Below are 25947 nucleotides of genomic sequence, written 5' to 3'. Positions count from 1 at the left end.
GTTGCCACATCACCTGTATCAAACCAACCATCTGCTGTGAGTGCAGAAGTGCCTTTGTTAAAGTATTCCGAAACAATCCAATGTCCACGAATATGGAGATTACCTTGCGTCGTTCCATCATGTGGCAATGCTTGATTGTTGGCATCAGGATCGACAATACGAAGCTCTACACCAAACACAGGGCGACCTTGTGATAAGCGGAGTTTTTCCAATTGCTCAGCGGATAAATCTTTATGCTTCGCTTTGGTTTGGTTCGCTGTTCCGAGTGGACTGGTTTCCGTCATTCCCCAAGCATGAATCGTTTCGCATTGGTATTTATCTTTAAACATTTTGATAATTGCAGGTGGGCATGCTGCTCCGCCAACCACATTGCGCACCATGCTCTCTAACGTGGTATCACGTTTTGCTGCAGCTGCTAGCAAGCCTTGCCAAATGGTTGGTACGCCAAGTGCAACAGTGACTTTATAATCATCAATGAGGCTGACCAAGCTATCCCCATCAAGATTTGGACCGGGAAGGACTAAGCTGCTGCCTGTCATCGCAGTTGCATATGGAATGCCCCACGCATTGACATGGAACATCGGTACGACGGGGAGCACGACATCTTTTGCAGAAAGGTTTAGCGAGTCAGGCAATGCAATACCAAAAGCATGCAGTAGTGTTGAGCGGTGGCTATACAATACACCTTTGGGGTTACCTGTAGTCCCTGAAGTGTAGCAGAGTGAACTCGCTGCATTTTCATCAAGTTCGGGCCATTCAAATTCATCATTATTTGATGCAATCAAATCGTCGAAAAATAATACATCAGGCAAGGCGGCGAGAACTTTTTCATCTTTTCCACCCAAACAAATCAACTTCTCAACTGTTGGAATTTTATCTTTAATTGCAGTAATTAATGGCAAAAATGTCACATCAAAAAATAGTGCTTTATCTTTGGCATCATTGATAATAAATACTAATTGTTCAGGAAAAAGTCGAGGATTGATGGTATGGCATACGTAGCCACTACCAGAAACCGCATACCATGTTTCAAGATGACGATAATTATTCCATGCAATGGTGGCTAAACGATCACCGAGTTGCAAATTGTATTGGCTGAGTGCATTGGCAAGGCGTTTGGCATTTTTAGAAACATTGCTCCAGTTGGTGGTGGTAAATTCACCACTGACTTCTTTGGAAATGATCTGTGTATCGCCGTGGTATTGTGCTGCATGGTCAATCAGGCTACTGATCATTAATGGGCGACTCATCATTTGTCCAAACATATCGACTTCCTTGTAGGTCTGCTATTTTGAACATTTACTTTGCATGAGAAGCGAAGTAGTGACAATAGGCAAAAACTGCCAAAATCATGTGCAAATCTTTCAAAGTTAATTCATCAGTTTGCGACAAACGCACATTTTCATTTAGTCAAATGATGCTACCGATTGATAACGAATTTATGCGGATTATCGCTTTAGTCGCTTTCTAAATTCAGTTATTCTAAAAGCTTGAAATGCTGTAATTAAATCATTGAATAAGTTAAGGATAAATGGATGCAACCAATCATCATTGTTGGTGGAGGCATGGTCGGGCTTAGCCTCGGACTGATGTTGGCAAAACTTGAGCTGAAAGTTACCTTACTTGAAGCGATCAAGTATCCTGATTATCAAGCGCAAGGCGGCGAAACGCCATATCATTCGAGTTTTGATGCACGCAATACCGCATTATCTCGGCGTAGTGTAGAGATTTATCAAGAGTTGGGATTGTGGAAAACATTACAACAATACGCCACGCCAATTCATCAAGTGCATATCTCTGAACAGGGTAGTTTTGGTAAAGCAAAACTGGTCAATACTGAAGAAAAAGTCGAAAGCTTTGGACAAGTCATTGAGAATGCTTGGCTTGGTCGTGTTCTCCTACAAAGTGTGCAAAAGAATGCTTTTATTGAATTGATTGATGGTGTGCAAGTGACACAGTTATCACAAGATAAAAATACGGTATCAATCACAGCATTAAAAGATGACAATGAAATTCAGCTACAAAGCCCATTAGTCATTGCCGCTGATGGTCGAGATTCATTTTGCCGTCAGGCTTTGGGTATTGGTGTGGATGAGCATGATTATGATCAAGTCGCAATCGTCACCACAGTGCAAACCTCTAAGCCACATCAGCAAGTAGGCTTTGAGCGATTCAGTCCTTTAGGACCTTTGGCATTGTTGCCTTTGCATGGGGATTGTCGTCGTTCAGTGGTTTGGCCAGTGAAAAAAGGCACGGAGCAAGAATGGCTTGGTGAGGAAAATGATCAGCATTTCTTAGATGCGCTACAACAAACTTATGGCGATCGAGCAGGTAAATTTGAAAAAACAGGGAAGCGTTTTAGTTATCCATTATCCCAAGTGCTTGCGCATCAGCAGGTTTCAGGTCGTGTTGTGCTGATGGGTAATGCGGCGCATACTATTCATCCAGTGGCAGGGCAAGGCTTTAACTTGTGTCTACGAGATGCTTTTGTGTTGTGTCGCTATCTTGCACATCAACAACAGCATGGTTTGGATTTGGGTGATCATGAGATGCTGAAATCTTATGAGCAAGCACGCCTCAGTGATCAAAAGAAAGTAATTTTCTTTTGTGACAAAGTAGTGCGTGGTTTTAGCAATCACAATCCGATTTTAAAAATTGCACGTAACACAGGCTTGCTCGCATTTGATTTGATTCCGGGTGTCAAGCCGATGGTGGCGACCTTTGCCATGGGGTTAAAAGCATGAGTAAGGAAATGCACAAAACACATCAAAACAAGCACCATAGCGTGATTATCATTGGTGGTGGGTTGGTCGGTGGATTGACTGCTTTGCTACTTGCTAAAGCAGGCATTCAAGCTACCGTATTAGATGCCTCACCATTGCTTGATGCGAATAAAGTGCTCAGCCAAACTAATCCACGTGTTTTGGCTCTGAATCAAGCATCAATGCACTTGATGGAACAAGCGGGTGCATGGCAACATTTACAGAAATTACAACGCTATCAGCCCTATAGTGGCATGCAAGTGTGGCACCGTGATGGACATGGTGAAATCAATTTTGGGCAAGCCTCAATGACATCGCCGATGCCAAATGATTGGCTCGGTATTATGGTCGAGCCAAGTGTGCTTAATTTGGCATTGCAGACAGAATTACAGCAGAAAGTTCAAGATTATCGTACCAAAGTCAAAGTCACTCGACTAGAGAAAATACCACAACATTGGCAAGTGACTTTAGCAGATGGTGACGTGCTCACTACAGATTTAATCATTGGTGCAGATGGCGCAAACTCCTTTGTACGAGATCAAGTTGGGATTTTGCTGGATCGTTTGGATTATAAACAAACGGCGATTAGTTGTGCCATTCGTACCGAAAAAAAGCATCAACATGTGGCAAGACAAATTTTCTTAGATACAGGTCCTTTGGCATTTTTACCCATGAAAAGTTTAGATACGGAACAACAAGGACATTGGCAATCCATCGTTTGGACATTACCGACGGATTATGCTGATGAATACCGTGAATTAAGCGATCAGGATTTTGCGAAAAAAGTCAGTCAAGCCAGTCACTATATGCTCGGTGAGGTACAAGAAGTGGTTTCACGAGCGAGCTTTCCATTGGTTGCTCGTCAAGCGCAAAGCTATGTGACAGATGGCGTGGCATTGGTCGGTGATGCGGCGCATGTGATTCACCCATTGGCAGGGCAGGGTGTGAACTTAGGCTGTTTGGATGCGGCGGTATTGGTCGATCAGTTGATTAAAGACCACAAGCGTGGCGCATGGGCGCATATTCAAACACTGCGTAAGTATGAGCATCAACGTCGCCTGCACAACAGCTTGATGATGCACAGCATGTCGGCGTTAGGTTGGATTAACACCACACAACTTCGACCACTACAATGGGTACGTAATGAAGCAGTGCACTTTGTCGCAAATCAGCAAAATGCGGTAGATTTTTTCAATACGCAAGCCAGTGGTGCGCCTGCATTAAAAGATACCCAATACGCACTTTAAAAAGCATTCTGTATTATGTCATCGCTCAAAATTATTAAAATTCAATCAATTGATCAAAAGTGCGATAAAAATTGAATTTTTCGATGATATTTTCACCATTTTTAACAGTCAGGGGGCTAGGCGGATACAGAATTGATTGCTACATTTCGCCTGAATAGATCAATTCAAAGCGATAGAAAAAATCGCAACGTGTAGATGATGTTGTGGAGGTGGTGAGCATGAGTGACAAGATTGATTATGATGACGACGATTTGAACGAAGGCGTCGATGAAGAAGAAAGTAAATCTGCTGAAAGTGGTGCAGATGATGGCGATGGTGAAGGCTCTGGGCATACCACAGATGCAGAGCGTGAAGAAGCAGAAAGCTTATCAGTCACAGCACGTCAAAAAGCGCGTGACTCTCTCGAAGATGAATTAGCGCGTTTCCTTGCACAAGGTGGTCGGATTACTGAAGTGCCACCTGATGAATCAGCGCATGATTAATATCTTTGCGTTCCATTCACTGTAAATTGTATTCATGGCAACGTTTAACTCGACTTCGGTCGAGTTTTTTGTTTTAGATATTGTTTGTTTTTACCTTTAATGTTTAATAAGATTGCTGAGTGATATCATCAAGGTTAGTTTGTTATTAAATTAAATAACTTATTAAAGTTAATAAAAAACCAAAGAGGAAAATAGAAAACTCATATAGTTTCATTTTTGGCATGTTTTGTGGTCTGCTGAAAAAATGCACCTGTCCTAATCATTTCTAGTAAAGTTCCTATAATAGAAATATAGAAGCCTATAGAATATAAAAGATCTGAACTTATCATGCTTTCTAATTCTTTATTACGAAAGTATAGGGTAATGGATTGAAATAAGTTTTGATTTTAACGTGACCACCAGAGTGATTTAGCAAAGGGTAATCAATATAAAAACTAATAATCAGACCTTTTATATATACTTGTATTTAATATTTTCGAGATATTGTAAGTATTTATATTGAGTTGATAAAAATAACTCCGAAGATGCCGCTACTAGTCGTTACCCTTGAACCCTAAAGTTCAAGGTGGAGATGACGTATCATTTTTCGGTTTTCTACTCAAGGTAGACATACACCCAAACCATACAGAACATATCCGTAAGTGATGATATCGGCTCAGGGGAATAGACCCGTTGGCGTACATCCCAGAGTTGGCTTTATTATAACGCTTGATTAAATCAATGTACAAACACCATATCAGTGATTTCACCCATTTGTCGCTGAATTGCTAAGCAATTAACACAATCAAGGGCTAATTAAATATCACTGAATTAGCCATTAGTTGCTTGAATTTGCGTGATTTGTTGATCCAACGCATCGACCATATCAGCAAGCGCATTCTCACACTGACTGTATTGTTGTAACGATTTGTTCATCTCGATCACTTCTTGCATTAATTGTAATGAAACCATGACTGCGACTTTTTGATTGTCCATACGTGGATTGGCGCTACGCATCCCTTTGAACTTTTGCTCTAGCAAATCGCCTGCGCTACGCAGTTCATCTTGTAGATTCGCAGGGCAACCTAGTTTGTAGACGCTATCTAAAAGCCATAATTCGACGGCGGTATTCTCAGTCATTAGTTGTACTGTCCTCAAATTCTAATTGTTCTGCATGTGGATGCGCCAATTGTTGAATGCTTAAGCTGTTGCTATCCTGTGGTGTACCTAAGATCGCAAGGCGCTGGATGATCGCTTCGACTTTTTGGCGTGCTTGTTCGTTCTTTTTATGCAGTTGATCACGGAGTTGACCAAGCTCTTTCAGTTGTGACTGAAGACTTTCATTGTGTGCACCTAAATTATCATAATCGCTTTTGAGTTGATTTTTCTGTGTGATCAATGCTTCGAAGCGTTTGCGCAATTCATTGCAACTATTTTCAAGTCGTTGATATTTATCAGATAGCGTTTGATGTTCTTGTTGCAACTGCTGATGCTGATCTTTGCCTTGTGTTAAGGCGCTTGCAGTGCTTTGCTGTTGATCCTGCGCTTGTTGCAAAGCAGAACGTGCATCATCCAATTGACGTTGCAAGTTTTGTGCAGTTTGCGCATGAATATGCTGTTGATCGGTTTGCTGTTGCTGCAAATCTTGGACGTGTTTGACCAAAATTTGCACTTGCTGTTGTAAATGCTGTAATTGTTCTAACATAGTGGTATCGCACAATGCCTATTTACTCGATAATATACTAGCAGTATAGAGATTGGAAAGACGAATGCAAGACGATATTACAGGTTGGAATGAGTGGAATGATGCTTTTAACGGCGTCGAAGAGTTATCAAGTCCGAGTGAGTTACACGGTATCTTGACAGGTATTGTTTGTGTAACGCAGGCGCCGACATTGGAAGAGTGGCAAGCGATCCTCGATAGCCTACAAGTCCCTGAGTTATCTGCGGAGGCTTTACAGCTTTTAACTGATGAAGCAGAAGATATTGCCGCATCTTTACATGATGATGAATTGGACTATTTACCAATGTTGCCTGATGATCAGCATTTGCTCGGTGAACGTGTTGATGCGTTGGCAGACTGGTGTGCGGGTGTAGTGCTTGGTTTTGGAATTGCATCGGGACATATTCGTGGTGATGAAGCCGAATGGATTGAGCATTTGCAAGATGTGGCTTCAGTTGAATTCGAAGCGGAAGATGACGATGAAGAGGGCGAGCTCAGCTATAATGAGCTGTATGAGTTTGTACGTTTAATCCCAGTCAGCCTGTCTACAGGACGTAAAAAAGTCGATGTGGCAGAAACTGCATTTCTCAAAGGTTCACACTTGAAAGCCTCACAAAGCAAAAATGCGTCAAATGTGGTGGAAATGTTTACACCGCACCGTCCAAGTTAAATATAAATAGAAATTAAATTTACGCTAATTTATCAAGGTATTCCTAGTGAGAAATAAGGTATACCTACATGAAAACCCTTCTAAATCTCCCCTGAGAGTCACTGACTCGCAAGGGGGAGACTTTTTGAAAAAAGGTATGTTATGTCTACACTCGATCAATCCGTCTTTGCATCTCGTCGTGCCAAACTTGCCAAAGCAATGGGTGCAAATGCCATTGCCGTCATTGCTACCCGTGATGAAATGTATCGCAATCGAGATGCAGATTATAAATATCGTCCAGACAGTAGTTTTGACTATTTAACTGGATTTGCTGAGCCTGAAGCGGTTGCTGTACTGGAAACAGATGATCAGGGCGAATTGTGTTACACCTTATTCTGCCGTGAGCGTAATCGTGCCTTAGAAATTTGGAATGGTTATCGTGCAGGGATTGAGGGTGCATTAGCGCAATATGGCGCAGATCAAGCCTTTGTGATTGAAGATTTGGACGATGAAATCATTTCTCTACTTGCTGGCAAAGACAAATTGTATGTCCGTTTTGGTCAGACTAAGAAGTTCGATGTCCGAGTTGGCGAATGGTGTCATGCGGTTCAGCTCAAACAACGTCAAGGTGATCGAGCGCCACAGCATTTGATTCAACTTGATGGCTTACTCGATGAGATGCGTTTGATTAAATCCGCCGATGAGCTCGCATTAATGCAAATGGCTGGGAAAATCAGCGCAGAAGCGCATACGCGTGCCATGCAAAAAGTCCGACCTGAAATGATGGAATATGCCTTGGAAGCTGAGTTGCATTATGTGTTTGGACAGTATGGCGGTGTGCCTGCTTACAATACCATCGTCGGTGGTGGCGCAAACGCTTGTATTTTGCATTATGTCGAAAACAATCAAATGCTCAAATCAGGCGACTTGGTCTTGATCGATGCAGGCTGTGAATATCAATACTATGCAGGTGATATTACTCGTACTTTCCCAGTTAACGGCAAATTTACTGGGGAACAAAAAGCCTTGTATGAGGTTGTGTTGACTGCGCAACTGGCTGCGATAGATGCAACACGAGTGGGTAATCATTACAAACTGCCGCATGAGCAAGTCATTCGAATTCTCACAGAAGGCTTACTTGATCTAGGCTTACTCAAAGGTGAGCTCAATGAGCTGATCGAAACCGAAGCGTACAATCAATTCTTTATGCACGGTACAGGGCATTGGCTTGGTATGGATGTGCATGATGTCGGGCAATACAAAGTGAATGGTGAATGGCGTGCTTATCAAGAAGGTATGGTAGTCACTGTTGAGCCTGGGCTATACATTGCGCCCGATGATGAAAGCGTCGATGAGAAATGGCGTGGTATCGGTATTCGTATCGAAGATGATGTAGTGCTGACCAATGATGAACCAAAGATTCTCACTAAAGATGTGGTGAAATCCATTGATGATATTGAACATCTGATGGCAGAAAGTCGTTAAACTTATATTGATCAATATAAGGGTCTGTTGACGTTTCAGCCATGCATTGCGTTATCAGCTAAAAGTAGAGAAACGAGGCATGAAATGAAAGGAATGGTCACTCCCTTACCAAGTTTCATAACGAAGTATATGGTAGCTTTAGCCATAACCCTTCGGGACTAGGATGTTTTCCTTGCGACGCAGTGCGTCTCATACGTCGTTAGGAGAGAGTCATTTAGAATAACTAAATTTTCTCATTCCTTCCTAGTATCGTCTAAAAAACATCCGTAGTCGCAAGCATCTGTGAAATCTCAACAGACCCTATTCAAACGAATCGATAGACTTTAAACTGAAAAATCTATGTTAAAAAAACTAGGCAAAAAAAAGCAGTCTAGCGCTGATGTTAGACTGCCATATAACCGTGAAAACTCATTTTAATTTGGCATAAACTATTTAAATATATAAACAATTTAAATCTATAAACAATTTAGATGTTTCTCACTGACTTAGACAATTTATAACTGAGTCAATCACGGAATACAAGCAATAACTTTAAAATATTGAAAATAAGTCAAATTCAAATCTGAGTATGATTACGTTAAAGGCTGCCAAGTATTTGCAAATTCTTGTTTTGCCATACGATTGAGGTGATCGAGTATCACATTTTGAAATTTTTCTAAGTCTTCCTGCTGTTCGGTATGTAGTGTTGCGATCAGTTGATTTGGTTGATGTTCAAGAGTTGCATGCGCTGTTTCAGAAAATGGAATGGTAGAGATGTTATTCTCTTGGGTAATTTCCATCTTATGACGCCAATGGTTGACCAGTTTTTTGATGATGATTTCGGCATTGTCAGTGTTGATATTGAGTTGACTAGAGTGTGTTATGTGTTACTCCTGATAGCATGTCATGAGGAAAGCCCCAAATCGAAATTTGGGGCTCATACTTTTGGTGGAATTAAAGTTCTTTTTCAATATAAGGATTGTCTAATGGAAGCGTTTGATCAATCTTCATATCAAAAATATCGGTCAGCATGCTATCAAAACGCTTGATGTTGTATTCAGCGATTTGCGATGCTTCTTCGGCAGTGACAAAGTTCTGTGTGACTGCGTCGTCCAAATGTTCTTGGAAAGTTAAACCTTTGAACTGACCTTTGCTTTCAGCACGTTTAAACTTCTGCCAAAGTGGTTCGATCTTGAGCAACATTTGGAATGTACTTTCCAGGCGACCAGTCACGTCTTCAGGATCAAGGCTGTAATGCACATGTTTTTTCAGGACATCACGGAAGCTATTATCGGTCATAATCAATTGACCAAGCTTACCTTTAAGTTTATCCGATGGTTTTTCAAATGGACGACCGAATGGGAAGCAGATCAATTTTACCAAGATCGCAGGTAAGCGAATTGGGAAGTTGTCAATCAAGCCATAGAATGCTTCTTGCACTTGATACAAACTCTTGTCTAAGGCCAATTGAGCATGCAGTTGATCGGCTTCGGTACGTTGACCATTTTCATAAAACTTCAAGATCGCTGTGGCAATAAACAGATGTGAAATCATATCTGCCAAACGCCCAGAAAGCATTTCTTTTCGTTTAATATCACCTGCAAGTAAACCTAAGCACATATCTGCGGTAAAAGCGAAGTTTGCACTCAAACGATTGATCGACTTGTAATATGGTTCGCTAAAATCATCCGCAGTCGTCGGTGCATCATAGCTGCCACCAGTGAAGGCATAGGCAAATGAGCGTGCTACACGGTTAAAGGTATAACCAAGATGACGATACAAAATCTTGTCAAACTCAGGCAGGGCTGTATCAGGATTTTCCGCTTGTAGAAGTTGTAGCTCATCGAATAGATACGGATGACTACGCATTGAGCCTTGACCAAAGATCATCAATGAACGGCTCAAGATATTTGCGCCTTCCACGGTGATTGATACGGGAATCGCTTGATAAGCAAGACCTAAGAAATTGCGAGGTCCAAGCTGAATGGCACGACCACCAACCACGTCCATACCATGATTGATGCTTCGACGCATGGTTTCAGTGGCATAGTATTTGGCAATCGCAGTCATCATCGCAGGCTTACCACCTTGATTTAGACCACATGTCACCATATAGCGGAACGCTTCAAGCATGTAAGCATCACTGGCAATATCAGAAGTTGCTTCTTGTACACCTTCAAAATTACCTACAGATAGTTTGAATTGCTCACGAATCTTAGAGAATGCACCGACATTGAGGTACATCATTTCACCTGCACCAGTAGATAGGGCGGGCAGAGAAATACCACGACCCACGCTTAAACATTCCATCAGCATACGCCAGCCTTTACCCGCATTTTCCACACCACCGATGATGTAGTCGATCGGTACAAAGACATCTTTGGCTTCGACTGTACCATTCATAAATGGTGAACCTGGATTGTGACGAGGACCGACTTCAACACCTTCATGTGATGAAGGAATCAAGGCACAGGTAATACCGTAATCTTGCTTTTTACTGTCGCCGAGCAGACCGTCTGGATCATAGAGTTTAAATGCCACACCGATCACCGTTGCGATTGGTGCAAGGGTAATCCAACGCTTAGAAAAGTTCATTTTAAGACCAAGCACTTGCTGACCTTCAAACTCACCCATGCAGACCACACCTGTGTCCGGAATTGCACCTGCATCCGAGCCAGCTTCTGGACTGGTCAATCCAAAGCATGGAATCTCTGTACCATTCGCTAGACCTGGGAGATAACGATCTTTCTGCGCTTGCGTACCATAATGCAGTAATAGCTCGCCCGGTCCTAAAGAGTTCGGTACCATACAGCTCACCGCTGCTGTAAGCGAACGTGTCGAAATCTTACTCATGATGCGACTTTGCGCAAACGGCGTAAACTCTTTACCGCCATATTCTTTTGGAATGATTAAGCCGAGAAAGCCTTTATCTTTGATGAATTGCCATGCTTCAGGCGGTAAATCTTTGTGATGATGGTGAATATCCCATTCATCAAGCATGTTACACAATTCTTCAACTTCATTATCAATGAATGATTGTTCTTCGGTACTGAGCTGTGGAAATGGATATTGCTCAAAATTTTCCCAATTGGGCGCACCCATAAACAACTCTTTTTCCCACCAACTGGTCCCTGCATCCAGTGCTTCACGTTCGGTCACACTCATAGAAGGCATTGCGTTAGCAAGGGTTTTATAAGCAGGTTTTGTGATGATTGACATACGCAGTGGATCAATCACGACGATCACACTGGCAATGATCAACGGTAATCCGAGTAATAGCGACCACGGTGTCCATAGTGCCATCAAAATACTGACACCGATGACGATCAATGCACCAACAGAGCGAGAGAGTTGCCAAAAGAACACTGCCCACATGGCAAATAAAATAACAAGAAGACTTAGAAGAAAGACCATACAAACTCCTCCAAAAGTGACTGAATAGCAACATGACCATACGTCAAAAATATGAGCATAAGTCAAAGTGTTGAAATACATTCTATAGATTAATAAAACAGCGAAATCAATAATCTACAGAGCAAAAGATTAGAATGTTTTGCCAAATTTATTTTTCTAAAGTGAGCTAAACTTCTGATATACCTGAAAAATAAATATGAAGAAGATGGCAAACTCACAATTACAAATTAAGATATTCATGGAATATGTAATGACAAATTCTCATGAATTGCAAAGCACATCCTTACTTCACAATTAAAGCAATGATGAAATATTAGTAAATAGTTGAAATGATGAAGTCTTGTTTCTTTAAGTAAATATTACAATGAGTTAAAAAAATGACGCATTCGAAAACGCGTCATCTAAATTTGTTAAATTTGATTTGTAACAGGATCGAAGTGTTATTTTTATTCACTCGATGATTTACCAAGCTCACGTCGAGCAATGATGAGCTGTTGAATCTGCTGAGTCCCCTCGAAAATATCGAGAATTTTTGAGTCACGTGCCCATTCTTCCAAAAGTTCATCCTCACCATAACAAAGACTTGCAGCGAGTTCGACACATTTCAAAGTAATGTCATTACCGATACGTCCTGCTTTGGCTTTGGCGATGGATGCTTCTTTGGAGTTTGGCATCTTATTATCTGCCATCCATGTCGCTTTAAGTGTAAGCAGGCGAGCAGACTCCCATTCGGCTTCCATGCGATAGATTTGTGCCGCCAAATTTGAAGTTTGCAAATAGGGCGTAATGTAGCTGTCATCAAGCTGATCTTTGAAGATTTGCTTGATGCGCTCTAGCGATGCTTTAGCACAACCAACAGCCATTGCAGCAACCAGTGGACGTGTATTGTCAAAGGTTTCCATGACACCAGCAAAGCCTTTTGCCACATCGACTTCTGCATTACCCAACAGATTTTCCGCAGGAACACGACAGTCGGTAAAGCTAATCACTGCTGTATCAGAGGCTTTGATACCGAGCTTATGTTCTAAGCGTTCAACTTTCATGCCTTCTGTGCCTTTTTCCACCACAAAAGACTTGATCGCAGCACGACCAACTTTACGATCTAAAGTTGCCCAAACTACGACGCTATCGGCACGGTCGCCTGATGTAACAAAGATTTTTTCACCATTTAGAATATAGTGGTCACCGTCTTTCGTTGCTGTGGTGCGAATCGCAGCAGAGTCCGAACCACAGCTCGGTTCGGTAATCGCCATTGCTGCCCACGTATTTTTAAAGCGTTCGAGTTGCTCATCATTGGCAACCGCAGCGATTGCAGAGTTGCCTAAACCTTGACGTGGCATGGATAACAATAAGCCTGTATCGCCATAGCACATTTCAATGATACTGAGCGCAGTAGACATATTTGTACCGTTACGCACACCTTCATGGTTGCTTTCGCTCAGTTTATTTTCACCTCGTTTGCCTGCGCCTGCAGCACCTGCATTCATGCCTTCGCCACCTTCGTTCATGCCATCAACTAAGGATGCAAGCATGTCGAGTTCTTTTGGATAGGCGTGTTCTGCTATGTCATATTTGCGTGAAATCGGGCGTAGTACGTTGAGTGCCACTTCATGCGCTTGGGTGACGAGCATGCGGAATTTTTTTAGATTTTGTAAATTCATGGTCTTTTATTCCTTAATTATTTGTCGGATAACTTAAATTCACCGATCGTCGAATGAATTTAATTCTCCAATACAAGGCACCCGACTGAAGCTGGACATGAAGTACTGTGAGCGAGGGTAACGCAGTAGTGGAGTTGAAGTCATTTGACGATCTAAGCGTGTAAACCAGATTGCATGATTGCCGTCGCCCTTAAATCACGATACCAACGCTCTACAGGATGCTCTTTGGTAAAGCCGTGACCGCCCAGGATTTGCACGCCATCCGTACCAATTTTCATGGATTTCTCAGCGCAAAGTAGGCGTGCGAGATAAGTTTCACGATGAAAATCTTTGCCTGCTTCGGCAAGACTTGCAGCATTCCAAACCAACATGCGCATTGCATCAATCTCAATCGCCATATCCGCAATCATAAATGCCACACTTTGACGATGAGAAATCGGCTCGCCAAAGGCAGTACGCTCATTGGCATATTGGATACAGTAGGCTTTGACCGCTTCACAGGTACCAACCGCCATTGCACACCACATCAAATGTCCAAAGTCCAAGAAAGCTTGATAATCAAAATCCTCTGAACTTAAACGACGAGCAGGGGTTTGGTGAAAACGTAAGGTTACGGTTTCTGCTGCGCGTAGTCCCATCGCAGGGCTAGGGCGCATACTGATGCTGTCGTCACGCTCAATGATAAACAGTTCAGGCTGGCCTTGATACATGGCATTGACCAGTAAAATATCGGCATATTCCCCCATGACGACCATGGTCTTTTCACCACTGATTTGGAAATCTTGATCTAAGGCTTCAGCTTGTGTGGTGAGTTCAAAAGGATTGAATGCAGGTGTATTTTCTTGACTGGCAATGGTTGCCCGAATATCAGCCTGCTCGGCAAAATCTGCCAAATATTGACTTTGAATATTGCTATTTCCCCAGCGAGTAATGGCATTGATCACACTAAATGTACTAAGTAATCCTGCGGCTGAACTAAAGTCGCCACTTGCCAAATCTTCAGCGATCAAGACATTACTCACCGCACTTTGCTCAGTTGCGACACCGCCATATTGCTCTGGAAGCGCATAAAAGTTGAGTGCCAACTCATCGGCTTGTTCCAATAAATCTTTGGGGATAATGCTTTGATGATCCGCTTGCATCGCACTTGGATAAATCGCATCTTTGGCAAAGCGTTGTAAGGCTTCACGAAGCATGCTTTGCTCTGCGGTGAGGCTCAAGTCAAAAAGATTTTTAGATTGGGATTGCAGGCGTTGTTGCGGTTGTTTACTTTGTGGTTTTAAAAATTTCTGCGTTTTCGACAGTGTACTAAACCCTGTACGAGAACCATGATAAAACGAGCGCTCAACGAATTTTCGTAGTTTCAATTGATCAAGTGCATCACTCGAAGCAAGTTTGGTCATCAATGACAAGCCGATGCCTTGCGCTTTATCAAACATTGTTATACTCATCACAATCCTCTTGGCGTATTTATACGTGTGTACAACTATATTGGCACAGCCTTAAAAAAAAACTATCGCAGGGTTGACAAATTTGATTTGGATAAATTGGCAAATAATCAAATTGCTTAATTGTGATTTATATAATTGAAATATATGTTCTATTTTTTAAATGTAATTAAGTTTGTTTTCTGTGGATTGACTTTTTTGACATTTAAAATTACTTAGCTATAAGATTTCAATAAACCATTTTGGATAAATGTCTTCAAAATCTGTACGCAAGTTTTCAGCTAAATAACTGGCAGAATCTAAAACATGTGGCTTGCCTTCAATACGTTTAAACACCACCCAATGCCAAAAGGATTTCCCATTTTTCTCATGATATTTTGTTGCGAGTAAAGCAAGGTCGGGCAGTGCGTCCCACTGGGTAAATGGCGTTTCATCTTCGGAACAACGCATTCCAAAATGCTTTAATAGCCTACGGACATAATCTGTATCAGACCATAAACATTGATCTTCAGCATAGATGCCAAGTGAATTGGCAACGGCTTTGACTTCGGCGTAAGAACGACCAACGAGATTGGCAACTGAAGCAAGTCCACAACCAGTTTCTTGTTCTTGGATAATCACTTGAAATGGTTGTGGTGAGTTCATTGATTTTTATGCTAACTAAGCAATTACATCAAGGTGTAATTAAACAAATGGTGTGATCATACGACGCACATTGGTTTTGGCATCAATCACGGTCATAAAAGTATATGCACCAATGAATTTACGACTAATAAACATAAACTCTTTCGGTGGAATAGAGAAGTAGCGTGATGCCATCGACTTACTGGCACGCTGTATCACACGATTGTGCAATTGGCTACGTTTCCAGTCGTAGCGGTGCTCAGCATCCATTAATCCTTCAGGCATATCAGGATTATTGGCAGGTTCACTAAAGGCTTCGGTCGCCAATAAAAAGACTTCTGACATATCAGGTTTGACGGATTCAGGAATCGAATCGAAGAAAGTATAACCTGACATGGATTTGATCATTTCAGCTTTATCATGTTGATAACCTGAAATAATGAGATTTCGTGCGACATTCAGCAGATGTTCATCAAACTGACGAATCGCCCCAAAATCAAGGAGCACGATTTTATCTTTAATCGCTTGACCATTACCTAGTCGAACGAGATAGTTGCCAAAATTTGGGTCGGTCTGCATCTCGCCCCATTCAAACAACTCACGTACAGCAATCTCTAGAGATGCTTCACCGAGTGCATTACGGCGAGCTTGTGGCAAGGACAACATCACTGGGCTGTTAATCGGTACGCCACGCTCAAAGGTCATACACAAGATACGATCGGTACAATATTGATCAATGATTTTTGGTACCACATAGCGGTCATCGTTTTTCAAACGATCGTGGAAGCGTTGCGTGGTCGCAGCTTCCATATGATAGTTCACTTCACGGTGCATCATGCTACGCACTTCTTCGTACCACTCATCGAACTCACGCGTCTGCGGTACCATACGAGTCAGACGAAGCATACTGCGGAATAGACTCATATCCGAGTCGATCGCATCAGCAACACCTGGGTATTGGATCTTTAGCACCAATTCTAAGCCATCAGACTTACGCACCGCACGATGTACTTGCGCAAGAGATGCCGTACCTAGCGGTTCATGGTCAACTGTCAGATCATCGAGCTTTGAACCGAGTTCTTGTTGTAGATGTTTGTGGATCGCATGCCAAGACAGGGCAACAGTTTTATCATTTAAAGTATTTAGGGCTTGGGTGATTTCCGCAGGGAGAAAATGCTCACCATACAGCGCCATCATTTGCCCGATTTTGACTACAGAGCCTTTGAGTTTGCCGATTTCTGCGACGAGATAATTCGCCTGTTCGGTCATGGCTTGTTTGCGTTTTTTATCTTTTTCTTCTTCATTTGAAAACATACTGCTCGCATTGGCAGTCGCCCAACGCGTGCCTGCGAGAAACGATGCTTTTGCAATAGAGAATCGACGATCAAAAGCAGAAGTTTTGAGATTGTCCAACTTGTCATTTTTATCTGACATAAAAGCAAAATCCTGAAAATTGAAAAACATGCGAAGTTAATTGTACATTAAAGTAGAACCCAAAACGTATAAAAAACATTACATCCTTGCAAATATTAATTGATCTCAAATTTATCCTTTAAAAGAATGAAGTAGAGAATTTATTACAAAGATTCACTCCATTCTGCTAAGCATTCAGCTGTTCGGCTTCTTGTTGAATATTTAACTTGGCTTCGGCTTCAAACTGTTGGTGAAAATAATCTGTTTTGTATATTCGATCCATGTCTAAAAAGTGTTTCAAAGCCTTTTTTCGACCTATTTTATAAAGCAGATCAGGGTAGATGGCGTATTCTTTACGGACTTGTACCGTATATTGGTTATAAATTTCCCAACGCTGACCTAAAATTGATAAATCTGCATCGAGGAAATAATTGGTATCTTGATAATCAGAAAATTGATGAGATTTTGTCGCTAAAATTTGTGATTTACATAATTCAATGATTTCGTCAGGTATTTCAAGTTCTGTCATGCGTTGAACGGCTAGCTCAGCACTTTTTTCCTCATTATCTGATCTTTTTACATCATAGATGATGTCATGATAATACAGACAAAATAGCGTGCTATCCCAACAGGCAATATCACTTTTAACTGCACTCAAATGTATAAGCAGTGCTTCGAGGTGTAGCAATGTATGGTAATGCCGTCCTTGTTCAGAATAATACCGTTCGATTTCTGCCCAAAAGTTATTTTTTAATAATTCATCTGATGTATAGCGATCAAGCAAGGACATGAATGTGATTTTAAGCATTTTAATTTTTCAAAGGCTAATCACAGTTCAGTCTATACCGAATTTTCATATTATGTTGTGAAATTCTAGTCATTGTAAATGGATTGAGATGTGAATTCGTTGAGCGGTTTGGCGATCTTGCGTAGTCAAATCCACCGAAATTCAGTAGAATAGACCGTCAAATTTTTAGCGATTTTTCCATATTGGGAAATTTCGAGTTTTGGAGTAGTGCGTGGATCAATTCCTTCCAGATGATGTAGATCAAGCTGTAGACGAAACTCTTGATGAGCAAAGCAATGAAAATGAAGGTGCAATGCAAGTCAGTAGTGAAGTGCTCAAAGAAGCATTAGAGAACTTATCAACCATTCGTGATTTTATCCGTTTTGGTGTGACGATTTTACGTCAGTACGATGCACATCTGGGGCAAGGCACAGAAGACTTTTTTGCAGAAAGCTCAGCATTGGTGATGCAAACCTTATCGTTGGATTGGTCGGCTGATGCGGAAATTTTAGACGCAAAATTGCTTCCATCTGAGAAACAAGCGGTTTTAGATCTGCTCGAAGTGCGTGTCAATCAACGTATTCCAACCTCATATTTGCTGAATCTTGCCTATTTCGCAGGCAAGCCATTTTATGTCGATGATCGTGTATTAATTCCACGTTCGCCGATTGCTGAGTTGATTGCCGATCGTTTTGCGCCATTTTTCTTAGATGAACATGGTCAAATGCAAACCGATCAACATAATCTGCCAAATGCGACTCAGCCGACTGCCTTAAAAACGCCTGAGCGTATTTTGGATCTCTGTACCGGTTCGGGCTGTATCGCTATTGCGTTGGCGTATGCATATCCTGATGCGGCGGTCGATGCGACGGATATTTCCAAAGATGCTTTGGAAGTCGCTGCGATCAACGTCGAACATCACAATATGCAATATCAAGTGGCTTTGCTTGAGTCAGATTTGTTCGATCGTGTCCCTGCGGAAAATCAATATGATTTGATCGTGTCCAATCCGCCATATGTCGATGCCGAGGATATGGCAGATTTGCCTGCGGAGTTTCATCATGAGCCTGAGCTTGCATTGGCGGCAGGGCAAGATGGTTTGGACTTGGTGCGTAAGATGCTTGCTGTGGCAGCAGATTATCTCAGTGAAAATGGTTTATTGATCATCGAAGTGGGTAATAGCGAGTGGGCGCTCAAGCAGAATTTTAATAAAATCGACTTTCATTGGCTCACTTTCCAAAATGGTGGTTCAGGTATTTTTGCCTTAACAGCACAGCAATGCCGTGAGTATCAGAATATTTTCCAGCAAGCGATTGAATAGGAGTAATTGAGCGTGGCAGGTAATAGTATTGGTCAATTATTCCGTGTGACAACGTGCGGTGAGTCGCATGGTGTGGGCTTGATGGCGATCGTCGATGGTGTACCGCCAAATTTGTCACTGACAGAAAGTGATCTGCAAGCGGATTTGGATCGCCGTAAACCGGGGACTTCAAAGTTTGCGACGCAGCGTAAAGAACCTGATCAAGTCGAGATTATTTCAGGTGTATTTGAGGGTAAAACCACAGGGACGTCAATTGGTTTATTGATTCGTAATACTGACCAAAAATCAAAAGATTACGGCAATATCGCTGAAACTTTCCGTCCAGGTCATGCCGATTATACCTACACGCAAAAATACGGCTTCCGTGACTATCGTGGTGGCGGTCGCTCAAGCGCACGAGAAACAGCAATGCGTGTTGCCGCAGGCGCAATTGCCAAGAAATATTTGGCGGAAAAATTTGGCGTATTGATTCGAGGTCATGTCACGCAGATTGGCACGGAAACGGCTGAAAAGTTGGATTGGAATGAAGTGCCGAATAATCCATTTTTCTGTGGTGATGTTGATGCTGTGCCACGCTTTGAAGCATTGGTCACTTCATTGCGTGAGCAGGGTACAAGCTGTGGTGCGAAGCTCGAAATTTTGGCGGAAAATGTGCCAGTGGGTTGGGGGGAGCCCGTGTTTGATCGCCTCGATGCAGATATTGCGCATGCCATGATGAGCATCAATGCCGTCAAAGGTGTAGAGATTGGCGACGGCTTTGCCGTTGCAGGACAGTTTGGACATGAGTCACGTGACGAGCTCACTCCTGAAGGTTTTTCTGCAAATCACGCAGGTGGTATTTTAGGTGGGATTTCCAGTGGTCAGGCTATACGAGTAGCGATTGCACTCAAGCCTACCGCAAGTATCACCACCGCAGGAAAAACCATTAATCTGCAAGGTGAAGCCACTGATGTCATCACCAAAGGTCGTCATGATCCATGTGTTGGTGTACGTGCGACACCAATTGCTGAGGCGATGTTGGCGATTGTATTGATGGATCATTTCTTGAGAAATCGTGCACAAAATGCCGATGTGGTTGCGCCACTCACACCGATTGAACCGAAATAGTTTTGAGTGAATTAAAAAGCTAAATTCTGAATTAACTTATTTTGAGAACTTAGAAAGTCCCAATTTTCATTTGGGGCTTTTTTTATTAAAACTTTATATTGCTCAGTTTTTTTAAGTCGTATTTAAAATTGGCTAAAATTGGTTGTGACCATTTTGTGCTTTGCAATTTGCTTTGAGGGAAAGTCTATGGAATCAAATTCCAACAATGGTAATGGTCTACTGGATCGACTATTCCATATCAAACAGCTCAATACTAGTGTACGCACGGAAGTATTGGCAGGATTTACTACATTTTTGGCGATGTGTTACATCATCATCGTCAACCCAAGCATTCTTGCAATGACAGGAATGGATCAAGGTGCTGTATTTGTTGCGACCTGTTTAGCAGCAGCACTGGGTTGTATGGTAATGGGCTTGGTGGCGAATTATCCAATCGCACTTGCACCGGGTATGGGCTTGAATACGTACTTTACCTTTTCCGTGTGTATGGGCATGGGTGTGCCGTGGCAAACTGCTTTGGCAGCGGTATTCGTATCGGGTGTTGTGTTCTTATTTGTGAGCTTATTTAAGTTCCGTGAGGCGATGATCAATGCTATTCCAATGTCATTAAAATTGGCAATTGCGGGCGGTATCGGCTTATTTTTGGCATTGATTGCACTGAAGTCTTCTGGTGTGGTCATTGCAAATGAACCGACATTGATCAAAATGGGTGACCTATCTTCTGCATCTGTATTGTACGCTGCATTGGGCTTTTTATTAATCGTGTTTATGCATCATTTCAAAGTACGTGGTGCAATCATTATCAGTATCTTGGCGATCACCGTGCTTTCAACTTTGACAGGTCATAACGAATTCAAAGGGGTGTTTGGTGAGATTCCATCGCTTGCGCCAACCTTTATGCAAATGGATTTTGAAGGCCTATTTACTGCGTCAATGATCGGTGTAATTTTCGTCTTTTTCTTGGTAGATTTGTTTGACAGTACAGGCACATTGGTCGGTGTATCACAGCGTGCAGGCTTATTGGTTGATGGCAAATTACCACGTTTAAAACGTGCCTTGATGGCGGATTCATCGGCGATCATTGCAGGTGCAGCATTAGGTACATCATCGACTACACCTTATATCGAGTCTGCATCTGGTGTGGCAGCTGGTGGTCGTACAGGTCTGACTGCTGTTGTGATCGCTGTATTGTTCCTCTTGGCATTGTTCTTATTTCCACTAGCGCAAAGTGTCCCTGCTTATGCGACTGCGCCTGCATTGCTCTATGTGGGTGTGTTGATGGTGCATGGCATTACGGGTATTGATTGGGATGACATCACCGAAGCAGTGCCTGCATTTTTGACCATGACTTTTATGCCGTTTACCTATTCGATTGCAGACGGTATTGCCATTGGCTTTATCAGTTATGCCTTAGTGAAGCTACTCACTGGCAAGGCAAAAGCTGTACCGTATATGGTGTGGATCATTGCCATTGTGTGGGCGATTAAATTTGCAATTTATGGTGGCTAATTTTTACAAATAAACTTTATTAATGGTGTAGCTTATACAAAGTCTACGCCATTTTTCTTTTTTAATTTTCAAACTTTGGAGTACTGCTATGCAAGATCAGATGCAACACAGAGAACTGATTCAATCTCTGCCAAAAGCAGAATTGCATGTGCATATCGAGGGCACGTTTGAACCTGAGCTGATGTTTGAGATTGCACAGCGTAATCACGTGAATATTCCATATGCTTCGGTGGATGATCTCAAAAAAGCCTATGATTTTCACAACCTACAATCGTTCTTAGACATCTATTATGCAGGGGCTAATGTGCTACTACATGAGCAAGATTTCTATGATCTGACCTATGCTTATTTCGAAAAATGTAAAGCGGACAATGTGGTGCATACCGAGATTTTCTTTGATCCACAGACCCATACCGATCGTGGTGTCGCTTTTGAAACGCTGATCAATGGGATTGAACGTGCTTGCCAAGATGCCAAGAAAAACTTAGGCATTAGCTCCTATTTGATTATGTGTTTTTTACGTCATTTAAGTGAAGAAGCGGCTTTTGAAACTTTGGCACAGGCGAAACCGTATCAAGATAAAATCATCGGTGTGGGACTAGATTCAAGTGAAGTAGGGCATCCACCGAGTAAATTTGAACGTGTATTTAGTGAAGCCAAAGCACAAGGTTATCTGATCGTGGCGCATGCAGGCGAAGAGGGTCCGCCAGAGTATATTTGGGAAGCACTAGACTTGCTCAAAGTGAATCGCATTGATCATGGTGTACGCTGTGAAGAAGATGAGCAGTTGATGGCTCGCCTCATCGCTGAAAAAATGCCGTTAACCGTGTGTCCGTTAAGTAATCTGAAACTTTGTGTTATTGATGATATGCAACAGCACAATATCAAGCGTTTACTTGATCAGGGTGTCAATGTGATGGTGAACTCAGATGATCCAGCGTATTTTGGCGGCTATATGAATGATAACTTCTATGCAATCACAGACGCATTGGAATTATCTACTCTAGATATTCGTCAACTTGCATCGAACTCGTTCCAAGCGAGTTTTTTACCTGAATCTGAAAAAGCGCATTGGATGAAGAAAGTCGTCAATAGTTAAAATTTTCCACTGAGCACTAAAAAAAGCTGAACACGAGGTTCAGCTTTTTTGTTTTCACTTAGCCTAAGTCAGACTTAGAACTTAAGGTCGATACCAAGACCGAATACAGTTTCTTTGTCTTCCACTTTCGCGTCCAAATCTTTTAGCTGATACACAGCTTGTAGTGCTTCATTGATTTTGGTTTGTGCAATTACGCCGTAAAGTTTGGTTTGCTTGTTGAGTTTGTAGTCTACGCCGAGACCGTAGCGATCAATTTCACGATCATCCCAACCATCCGCAGAGGTTTCTGCTGCGACATATTCACCTTTAACAGTCCACGGTGTAGATGGGATGCTATATGCAAGTGTTAAACCAAATGCTTGCTCTTCAAGGTCGTCAAAGCCAGCAATTTCTTCTGAAGGCTCAGCTTGTTGGAATAAACCACCAATTACAAGACCTTCTGCACCGGCATTCGAGAAGTCATAAGAACCTGTCAAACGAATAGCATCTGTATAAAGTTTTTTGCCATCAAGAGCTGCCCATTTAGATTGCACGTCAAAGTTACCAGCCAAAGCTAAAGCTAAACCGATGTCGCTTTCATAAGTTACAGAAGTTGAGATACTGTCGCCAAAGCCATCACGTGCTTCTTTAGCATCGTCAGTTGAGCCTTCACCTTGTTGGAACATGATGTTGAAGCCTAGACCTGCAAGCATCGCTGGATCAGTTTCGAAACCAACTACGTTGCTCAAACGATCTTCACCAACAAGAGTGTCTTTGAAGTCAAGACGTTCGTTATCGTTGAAAATGTCTTGGTCACTACCAGCAGCTGTTTTGAAGTAAGAATCGTAGTGACCAGCTTTCAACGTACCGACGTTAGCAAACTTCAAACCAGCAAAACGGTTACGTGCTTTTAACGTATCATCATCACCGTCACCACTAACTTCCCATTCTGCTAAATATACAGCTGAAAGTGAATCCGTAATTTTCTCTTCACCTTTCACCCCAAGGCGAGAAGCATTAGAGTTTAATTCAGTGACTTTATCTTCAGTAAAGTCTGCATTAGAAACTTGGTCTAAGCTGATGTTCAATTTACCGTATAAAGTAGGAGCGGCTTGAACTGTATTTAGGCTTAAAGCTGCAACTGCAGAAGCAAGTAGCAATTTTTTCATTGAATCTTCTCCAAAATTTTTTAGGGAAAACTTATAGTGCGTTACAACCCATTGTTATTTATGCACTACAAGCGGTAAGCCTTGTTATGTCTTATGCAACTTTGACTCACAGACTTGGAAGATCAGTCTAAAAAGTTACATAAGGTTACGAACTTGGGAGCAAGTATCTATAACTAATGTTACAAAAATATGAAATTTGTGAAGACATGAAATATTTTTATGCTTTTCAAAATAAACTTTGTAACGACAACGCTGAATTGTATTATTACTGAAAAGTCGTCAAATCTATATTTTTATTTTTCAATACCTTATCACAATAATTGATTTAAAGTCTGCGTAAAAAAAAGTGGTTGATTGACGATGAGCGCATGCCCAGCTCGTGGAAAAATATGAATTTTTGGATCACTTAATTGCTTTGCAATGGCGATTTGTCCATCAGCAGGATACAGAGCAGAATGTTTTCCAATCAAGAAATACGCAGGTTTTGTAAACGAAATAAGCGTTTGACGATAGTCTTCATTATGTTGTTGATAGCTTTTGAGATACCAATACAAATAGTCTAAGGTTTGAAATGGTAAGGATTTGATTTTAAGATACTTTGTGATTTGAAATTGATCGAGAAAAGAAATAAAAGCATTTGAACTTTGTAATGCTACGAATTCATTGAATAGTGAAATGAGTTCATTTTGTACATGATGTGGAAGCGTATCTACAGCTAAGTGTTGATCTAAATAAGGCAAAAGAAGCACCAACATTCGATCTAAAATATTTAAAAAAGTCGCTTGTTGAGTACCGTATAGACCATATTCCCAGTCTGTTTGATTGCGGATACATGCGCTCTGATCAATATGAATATATTGTTTAATTTTTGCAGCAAAATTACCGTATTTCATACCGTGCATGGTTGTGGTGGCACCCATCGAGTAGGCAATCACATCAATACCATTTTCAAGGTTTTCTTTTTGGCTAATCTGCTCCAACAAACAGTTTACATCACGCCAATGGCTTGCGATCGCATCTGTTTTGAATTCTGCATCCGTTGGAATCTTACAGTGTTTTGATTGCCCAAACCCACGAAAATCAGGAATATAAAACTTTCGACGTCGTAAGCTTGGTGCGATGTAGGGTAGCCATTGCCAACTACTCATGCCTAGACCAGATAGCACTAAAACAGGCGCACCGTGTCCAATTTCTCGTACATAAAGACGTTCTTGATCGGGCATGCTGTAGTGTGGCATGGAGGTTCCTTTTCCCTAGATGTTTTCAATATTTTGTAATATAAGAAGATATTTCGTTCAGTTGATACGTTCAGGATCAAAAGAATCACTTTCTAAAATTTGAATGATTTCTTGAAGCCATGCAATCCAGCCCATTTCAAACTCAATACCGAGCTGTAAGATTTTGCGCTGAATGAGCCCAGTGCGATCAGATGTGTTGATTTGTTTTTGTTGATCTCGCTGTGCGATATGTTGATACAGTGTGTACTGCGCTTGATGTAGGTCTAAGTGGCGACGTAGTTCGGGCAATATGGTCGCACCGCCAAGCTGTGCTTCGGCACGTAGCTTGACCATGAGCGCATCACGTAGTTTGCTTGGCGCATCTTGCTGAGCCACCCAGCGTTGTAGTTCTTCTCGACCTTGTTCAACGACTTGATAGGTCTTTTTGCGTGAATCGCTATCATCGGTTGCGAGGGTGCTAATCCAATCGTTGGCAAGCATTTGTTTAAGCTCACGGTAGATTTGCTGATGCGTCGCATTCCAAAAGAAGCCCATAGAACGGTCAAAGCGACGAGCCAATTCGATGCCTGTACTTGGTTTTTCTAAAAGACTGGTCAAAAGTACGTGGGCTAAGGACATCGCTGTTCACCAATTCCATGTGATTCAAATCAAATTTAATGCAATCTATTGTGATCTTAAACGTTTAAACGTCTAGGGTCTGTTGACATTTCAACCATGCATTGCGTTATAGTCTAAAATCACATAAACGAGGCATGAAACGCAGAGAATGGTCACTCCCTTGTCAAGTTTCATAACGAAGTTTATGGCAATTTTAGCCATAACCCTTCGGGACAAGGATGTTTTTTGACGCTACGTTGTTATGAATGAATCAT

General features: G+C 41.8%; 22 protein-coding genes and 1 other RNA gene. 9 read left to right on the top strand and 14 right to left on the bottom strand.

What is annotated here, in order from left to right; translation table 11 throughout:
- A partial coding sequence (locus ACE3PQ_RS02320; RefSeq protein WP_374294851.1) for an AMP-binding protein occupies positions 1 to 1265 on the bottom strand: 1265 nt, incomplete at its 3' end.
- A gap of 270 nt (positions 1266 to 1535) precedes the next feature.
- On the opposite strand from ACE3PQ_RS02320, the gene ubiH reads away from it, so the two are divergent.
- From ubiH to ACE3PQ_RS02305, 3 genes are all read left to right on the top strand, one after another.
- Positions 1536 to 2744, top strand: a complete 1209-nt coding sequence (gene ubiH, locus ACE3PQ_RS02315) for a 2-octaprenyl-6-methoxyphenyl hydroxylase (protein ID WP_374294849.1) — start codon at positions 1536 to 1538, stop codon at positions 2742 to 2744.
- 8 nt (positions 2745 to 2752) lie between these two features.
- On the top strand, positions 2753 to 4009 hold the full coding sequence (locus ACE3PQ_RS02310; protein ID WP_374294859.1) for an FAD-dependent monooxygenase: 1257 nt from the start codon (positions 2753 to 2755) through the stop codon (positions 4007 to 4009).
- A gap of 218 nt (positions 4010 to 4227) precedes the next feature.
- Positions 4228 to 4491 carry a hypothetical protein gene (locus tag ACE3PQ_RS02305; protein WP_374294847.1) on the top strand — a complete coding sequence of 88 codons (264 nt, stop codon included), beginning with the start codon at positions 4228 to 4230 and terminating at the stop codon, positions 4489 to 4491.
- 511 nt (positions 4492 to 5002) lie between these two features.
- Here the strand turns inward: ACE3PQ_RS02305 and ssrS are convergent.
- The 3 genes from ssrS to ACE3PQ_RS02290 all read right to left on the bottom strand — a co-directional run bounded on the left by ssrS (position 5003) and on the right by ACE3PQ_RS02290 (position 6175).
- Positions 5003 to 5185: non-coding RNA, 6S RNA (ssrS, locus tag ACE3PQ_RS02300), on the bottom strand.
- A 116-nt stretch (positions 5186 to 5301) separates the two neighbouring features.
- On the bottom strand, positions 5302 to 5610 hold the full coding sequence (locus ACE3PQ_RS02295; RefSeq protein ID WP_241571729.1) for a cell division protein ZapA: 309 nt from the start codon (positions 5608 to 5610) through the stop codon (positions 5302 to 5304).
- Positions 5603 to 6175, bottom strand: a complete 573-nt coding sequence (locus ACE3PQ_RS02290; RefSeq protein WP_374294845.1) for a hypothetical protein — start codon at positions 6173 to 6175, stop codon at positions 5603 to 5605. Before ACE3PQ_RS02290 ends, ACE3PQ_RS02295 begins: the two co-directional genes overlap by 8 nt.
- Positions 6176 to 6239: 64 nt before the next feature.
- On the opposite strand from ACE3PQ_RS02290, the gene ACE3PQ_RS02285 reads away from it, so the two are divergent.
- Complete coding sequence (locus ACE3PQ_RS02285; RefSeq protein WP_374294843.1) at positions 6240 to 6863, top strand: UPF0149 family protein; 624 nt, start codon at positions 6240 to 6242, stop codon at positions 6861 to 6863.
- 141 nt (positions 6864 to 7004) lie between these two features.
- On the top strand, positions 7005 to 8327 hold the full coding sequence (pepP, locus tag ACE3PQ_RS02280; RefSeq protein WP_374294841.1) for a Xaa-Pro aminopeptidase: 1323 nt from the start codon (positions 7005 to 7007) through the stop codon (positions 8325 to 8327).
- A 572-nt stretch (positions 8328 to 8899) separates the two neighbouring features.
- On the opposite strand, the gene ACE3PQ_RS02275 is transcribed toward pepP, so the two are convergent.
- The 7 genes from ACE3PQ_RS02275 to ACE3PQ_RS02245 all read right to left on the bottom strand — a co-directional run bounded on the left by ACE3PQ_RS02275 (position 8900) and on the right by ACE3PQ_RS02245 (position 17674).
- Complete coding sequence (locus ACE3PQ_RS02275) at positions 8900 to 9166, bottom strand: DUF2218 domain-containing protein (protein ID WP_374294857.1); 267 nt, start codon at positions 9164 to 9166, stop codon at positions 8900 to 8902.
- Between the two features lie 94 nt (positions 9167 to 9260).
- A complete protein-coding gene (locus ACE3PQ_RS02270; protein WP_374294839.1) occupies positions 9261 to 11720 on the bottom strand; it encodes an acyl-CoA dehydrogenase in 2460 nt (819 codons plus the stop codon).
- Between the two features lie 446 nt (positions 11721 to 12166).
- Entirely contained in the window at positions 12167 to 13381 is a 1215-nt protein-coding gene (locus ACE3PQ_RS02265; protein ID WP_374294837.1) for an acyl-CoA dehydrogenase family protein, read from the bottom strand.
- 152 nt (positions 13382 to 13533) lie between these two features.
- On the bottom strand, positions 13534 to 14820 hold the full coding sequence (locus tag ACE3PQ_RS02260) for an acyl-CoA dehydrogenase family protein (protein ID WP_374294835.1): 1287 nt from the start codon (positions 14818 to 14820) through the stop codon (positions 13534 to 13536).
- A 228-nt stretch (positions 14821 to 15048) separates the two neighbouring features.
- Positions 15049 to 15474 carry a hypothetical protein gene (locus ACE3PQ_RS02255; protein ID WP_374294833.1) on the bottom strand — a complete coding sequence of 142 codons (426 nt, stop codon included), beginning with the start codon at positions 15472 to 15474 and terminating at the stop codon, positions 15049 to 15051.
- A gap of 39 nt (positions 15475 to 15513) precedes the next feature.
- Positions 15514 to 16887 carry an ABC1 kinase family protein gene (locus ACE3PQ_RS02250; protein ID WP_374294831.1) on the bottom strand — a complete coding sequence of 458 codons (1374 nt, stop codon included), beginning with the start codon at positions 16885 to 16887 and terminating at the stop codon, positions 15514 to 15516.
- Between the two features lie 166 nt (positions 16888 to 17053).
- The gene (locus ACE3PQ_RS02245; protein WP_374294829.1) at positions 17054 to 17674 is read right to left on the bottom strand and encodes a metal-dependent hydrolase; all 621 of its coding nucleotides are present in this window, start codon (positions 17672 to 17674) and stop codon (positions 17054 to 17056) included.
- Positions 17675 to 17966: 292 nt separating this feature from the next.
- Here ACE3PQ_RS02245 and prmB point away from each other — a divergent pair, with 292 nt between their 5' ends.
- The 4 genes from prmB to ACE3PQ_RS02225 all read left to right on the top strand — a co-directional run bounded on the left by prmB (position 17967) and on the right by ACE3PQ_RS02225 (position 22689).
- Positions 17967 to 18974, top strand: a complete 1008-nt coding sequence (gene prmB, locus ACE3PQ_RS02240; RefSeq protein ID WP_374294855.1) for a 50S ribosomal protein L3 N(5)-glutamine methyltransferase — start codon at positions 17967 to 17969, stop codon at positions 18972 to 18974.
- Positions 18975 to 18986: 12 nt separating this feature from the next.
- Positions 18987 to 20081: a chorismate synthase gene (gene aroC, locus ACE3PQ_RS02235; RefSeq protein ID WP_374294827.1), complete on the top strand. Its 1095-nt coding sequence runs from the start codon at positions 18987 to 18989 to the stop codon at positions 20079 to 20081.
- A gap of 186 nt (positions 20082 to 20267) precedes the next feature.
- Complete coding sequence (locus ACE3PQ_RS02230) at positions 20268 to 21590, top strand: NCS2 family permease (RefSeq protein ID WP_374294824.1); 1323 nt, start codon at positions 20268 to 20270, stop codon at positions 21588 to 21590.
- A gap of 100 nt (positions 21591 to 21690) precedes the next feature.
- Positions 21691 to 22689: an adenosine deaminase gene (locus tag ACE3PQ_RS02225; protein ID WP_374294853.1), complete on the top strand. Its 999-nt coding sequence runs from the start codon at positions 21691 to 21693 to the stop codon at positions 22687 to 22689.
- 74 nt (positions 22690 to 22763) lie between these two features.
- On the opposite strand, the gene ACE3PQ_RS02220 is transcribed toward ACE3PQ_RS02225, so the two are convergent.
- From ACE3PQ_RS02220 to ACE3PQ_RS02210, 3 genes are all read right to left on the bottom strand, one after another.
- Positions 22764 to 23837: a porin gene (locus ACE3PQ_RS02220; RefSeq protein ID WP_374294822.1), complete on the bottom strand. Its 1074-nt coding sequence runs from the start codon at positions 23835 to 23837 to the stop codon at positions 22764 to 22766.
- Between the two features lie 311 nt (positions 23838 to 24148).
- Positions 24149 to 25075, bottom strand: coding sequence for an alpha/beta fold hydrolase (locus ACE3PQ_RS02215; protein ID WP_374294820.1), 927 nt, complete (start codon positions 25073 to 25075; stop codon positions 24149 to 24151).
- 57 nt (positions 25076 to 25132) lie between these two features.
- Positions 25133 to 25693, bottom strand: coding sequence for a PadR family transcriptional regulator (locus ACE3PQ_RS02210; RefSeq protein ID WP_374294817.1), 561 nt, complete (start codon positions 25691 to 25693; stop codon positions 25133 to 25135).
- Between the last annotated feature and the right edge of the window lie 254 nt (positions 25694 to 25947).

Origin of the sequence: Acinetobacter sp. (assembly GCF_041911495.1) — a bacterium.
Taxonomy (GTDB): domain Bacteria; phylum Pseudomonadota; class Gammaproteobacteria; order Pseudomonadales; family Moraxellaceae; genus Acinetobacter.
Note: the sequence above shows the minus strand (reverse complement) of the source record. Positions and strands in the feature narration are given on the sequence as shown.

Bases quoted from the DNA above. Each gene is read 5' to 3' on its own strand.
- ACE3PQ_RS02270 (WP_374294839.1), bottom strand. From the start codon at position 11,720: ATGGTCTTTCTTCTAAGTCTTCTTGTTATTTTATTTGCCATGTGGGCA.
- ACE3PQ_RS02310 (WP_374294859.1), top strand. From the start codon at position 2,753: ATGCACAAAACACATCAAAACAAGCACCATAGCGTGATTATCATTGGT.
- ACE3PQ_RS02245 (WP_374294829.1), bottom strand. From the start codon at position 17,674: ATGCTTAAAATCACATTCATGTCCTTGCTTGATCGCTATACATCAGAT.
- ACE3PQ_RS02230 (WP_374294824.1), top strand. From the start codon at position 20,268: ATGGAATCAAATTCCAACAATGGTAATGGTCTACTGGATCGACTATTC.
- ubiH (WP_374294849.1), top strand. From the start codon at position 1,536: ATGCAACCAATCATCATTGTTGGTGGAGGCATGGTCGGGCTTAGCCTC.
- ACE3PQ_RS02265 (WP_374294837.1), bottom strand. From the start codon at position 13,381: ATGAATTTACAAAATCTAAAAAAATTCCGCATGCTCGTCACCCAAGCG.
- ACE3PQ_RS02290 (WP_374294845.1), bottom strand. From the start codon at position 6,175: ATGTTAGAACAATTACAGCATTTACAACAGCAAGTGCAAATTTTGGTC.
- ACE3PQ_RS02285 (WP_374294843.1), top strand. From the start codon at position 6,240: ATGCAAGACGATATTACAGGTTGGAATGAGTGGAATGATGCTTTTAAC.
- ACE3PQ_RS02225 (WP_374294853.1), top strand. From the start codon at position 21,691: ATGCAACACAGAGAACTGATTCAATCTCTGCCAAAAGCAGAATTGCAT.
- ACE3PQ_RS02215 (WP_374294820.1), bottom strand. From the start codon at position 25,075: ATGCCACACTACAGCATGCCCGATCAAGAACGTCTTTATGTACGAGAA.
- ACE3PQ_RS02220 (WP_374294822.1), bottom strand. From the start codon at position 23,837: ATGAAAAAATTGCTACTTGCTTCTGCAGTTGCAGCTTTAAGCCTAAAT.
- prmB (WP_374294855.1), top strand. From the start codon at position 17,967: ATGCAAGTCAGTAGTGAAGTGCTCAAAGAAGCATTAGAGAACTTATCA.
- ACE3PQ_RS02255 (WP_374294833.1), bottom strand. From the start codon at position 15,474: ATGAACTCACCACAACCATTTCAAGTGATTATCCAAGAACAAGAAACT.
- pepP (WP_374294841.1), top strand. From the start codon at position 7,005: ATGTCTACACTCGATCAATCCGTCTTTGCATCTCGTCGTGCCAAACTT.
- ACE3PQ_RS02210 (WP_374294817.1), bottom strand. From the start codon at position 25,693: ATGTCCTTAGCCCACGTACTTTTGACCAGTCTTTTAGAAAAACCAAGT.
- ACE3PQ_RS02295 (WP_241571729.1), bottom strand. From the start codon at position 5,610: ATGACTGAGAATACCGCCGTCGAATTATGGCTTTTAGATAGCGTCTAC.
- ACE3PQ_RS02305 (WP_374294847.1), top strand. From the start codon at position 4,228: ATGAGTGACAAGATTGATTATGATGACGACGATTTGAACGAAGGCGTC.
- ACE3PQ_RS02260 (WP_374294835.1), bottom strand. From the start codon at position 14,820: ATGTTTGATAAAGCGCAAGGCATCGGCTTGTCATTGATGACCAAACTT.
- ACE3PQ_RS02250 (WP_374294831.1), bottom strand. From the start codon at position 16,887: ATGTCAGATAAAAATGACAAGTTGGACAATCTCAAAACTTCTGCTTTT.